The sequence below is a fragment of the Achromobacter sp. Marseille-Q4962 genome (assembly GCF_943737005.1).
In the GTDB taxonomy this organism is placed as follows: Bacteria; Pseudomonadota; Gammaproteobacteria; order Burkholderiales; family Burkholderiaceae_B; genus Achromobacter.
Window position 1 is genome coordinate 1 of record NZ_CALSFU010000065.1, and the last position, 2256, is coordinate 2256.

The following is a 2256-nucleotide window of genomic DNA, read 5'->3' on the forward strand; positions in this document are numbered from 1 at the left end:
CGCAGCAGAACGCGGCGCTGGTGGAGGAGGCGGCGGCTGCGGCCGGTTCGCTGCAGGAGCAGGCGCAGCGGCTGGCCGAGGCGGTGTCGGTGTTCAAGATCAACGCGGGCGAGGTCATCGAGGTGCCGGCGCGGCATCTGTCGTCGCAGCGCGCGGCGCCGCGGGTGGCCGCGGCCCCGTCCGCGCCGCGGCCGCAGGCCGATGCGGGCGAGCGGGCGCAGCAGCGTCCGGCCGGCGCGCCGGCGGCCAGGCTGGCGCATAGCCGGCCGGCGTCCGGCGACCAGGCCCATCAAGGCCAATCCGGTCAGGGGCAAGCGAATCAAGGCCAGGCGAATCAAGGCCAGGCCCATCCGGTCCAGGCTGAACCCCCGGCACGGCCGCGCGCCGCGGATGCCGCGCGCGGCGCGGCACGCAAGGAAGCCCCGCGCATGGCGGCCGAGGGCGCGGTGGCGGCGCGCCCGCCGCGGCGCCCGGCCTCCGAGACGGTCAAGCCAGCCCCGGCGGCGCGCCGCCAGGCGCCGGCCGACGATGACTGGGAATCCTTTTGACGCCGGCGAGTCCGGCCAGCGAGTGCGCCATGCGTAGCCATTATTCCTGCCTTCTTAGCGCGCTGTTCGCCATGCTGTTGGCGGGTTGCGCGGCCACGGGACACAACTTCGATCCCGACAAGCTGTCGAGCCTGACGCCGGGCGTCACGACGCTGCAGGAGGCGGCCTACGCGCTGACCGCGCCGCCGGACCGGATCTACCCGCAGACCGACGGCACCACGATCGCCATGTGGTCCCACAAGATCACCTTCGTGGCCGACGGTCTCTACAGCCGCAAAGAGGCGCTGCTGCAATTCGGCCCCGACGGCCGGCTGCTGCGCCTGGTCGACAGCACCAATATTCTGCTGGAGCCTTGGGAGCGCCAGAAACTGCTGGGCCCCGCGCCGCTGGCCGATGCGGGCCAGCCCTCGATGGGCCAGCCCGGCATGGGCCAGCCCAACATGGGCCAGCCCGGCATGGGCCAGCCCCCCGTCGCGCCGCCGTTGGCGATTCCGGTGCCGCAGGCCCCGCCTGCGCCTGCGGAGTCGGGCGCCTAGCGCGGGACGCTCCTGCGGAATAGGGGGCAGGCTCCATGGCCCGCCCCAGCGTCGCCCGGGCCGGCTTTCTTCGGAGAGCCGGGCGGGGTGGTTCTTGTGTGGTTACAACAGTACCTGAAGGGATGGGGAAAACTATGGAAGCGAGTCTCGAATCCGGAGGCAGGCCTGGCAAGGCTGGCAAGAAAAAGGCCGCGCGCGCGCCCAAGGTGAAACGCAAGCTGCGGCTGCGCGATGCCCGCGTGGGCACCATGCTGATCTGGGTGATGGCGTTCTTCGCTGTCCTGATCGCGGCGGTGGGCGGGCTGGCCGTCTATTTCCTGCAGAACAACTACCAGTCCATACGCGAGGTCAACGAGCTGACCGAGCGCGCCACGCAGGTGGAGATCATCAACAGCGATATGCTGCGCGCCCGCGTGGGCCTGATGGTGGCCGCCCGGCATCTGCAGGAAGCGGGCTGGGGCAGCGGCCAGAATTCGGCCAAGGAAGCCGCCTCCACGATCAAGGAGGCCACCGACCTGCTGAACGGCGTGCGCAACCGTTTTTCGGATTTCCAGAAAAACATGCTGCAGGACGATACCGGCCGCCAGCTGTCCATGAACCTGGTGCGCCGCTACCGCTCGTACATCGACGACGGCGTGGACACCATGGTAGAGGCGCTGCGCAGCGAAGACTATTCCACCTTCTACATGGTGAACAATGAGTACGGCACGCCCCGCAGCGCCGCGTTCATCGCCGCCATCCAGGAATTCAGCAAGTACATCGCCGACCAGCAACAGGCCACCATCGAGCAGGCCCAGACCAACTTCAACCGCGCCATGGTGGCGGTGGGCGTCGCGGTCGTGCTGGCCCTGGTGCTCATGGTGCTGGCCCGGGTGCTGTTCGGCCGCCTGGTGGTGCGCCCGCTGGTCGAAGCCGGCCAGCATTTCGACAAGATTGCCAATGGCGACTTGACCAACCGCGTCGAAGTGCGCTCGCACAATGAAATCGGCCAGCTGTTCGCCGCCATCAAGCGCATGCAGGAGAGCCTGACGCGCACGGTGGCGGTGGTGCGCCGCGGGGTGGACGAGATCACGGTGGGTTCGCGCGAGATTGCGGCGGGCAACACGGACCTGTCCAGCCGCACCGAAGAGCAGGCGGCGTCGCTGGAGCAGACGGCGGCGTCGATGGAAGAG

2 protein-coding genes and 1 pseudogene are annotated in these 2256 nt (G+C 69.5%); all 3 read left to right on the forward strand.

What is annotated here, in order from left to right; genetic code table 11:
• Window positions 1-548: pseudogene (locus tag NGJ44_RS23030) on the forward strand (methyl-accepting chemotaxis protein); the annotation flags it as partial.
• 29 nt (window positions 549-577) lie between these two features.
• Window positions 578-1084: a hypothetical protein gene (locus NGJ44_RS23035; RefSeq protein ID WP_251866048.1), complete on the forward strand. Its 507-nt coding sequence runs from the start codon at window positions 578-580 to the stop codon at window positions 1082-1084.
• Between the two features lie 134 nt (window positions 1085-1218).
• A partial coding sequence (locus NGJ44_RS23040; protein WP_251866050.1) for a Tar ligand binding domain-containing protein occupies window positions 1219-2256 on the forward strand: 1038 nt, incomplete at its 3' end.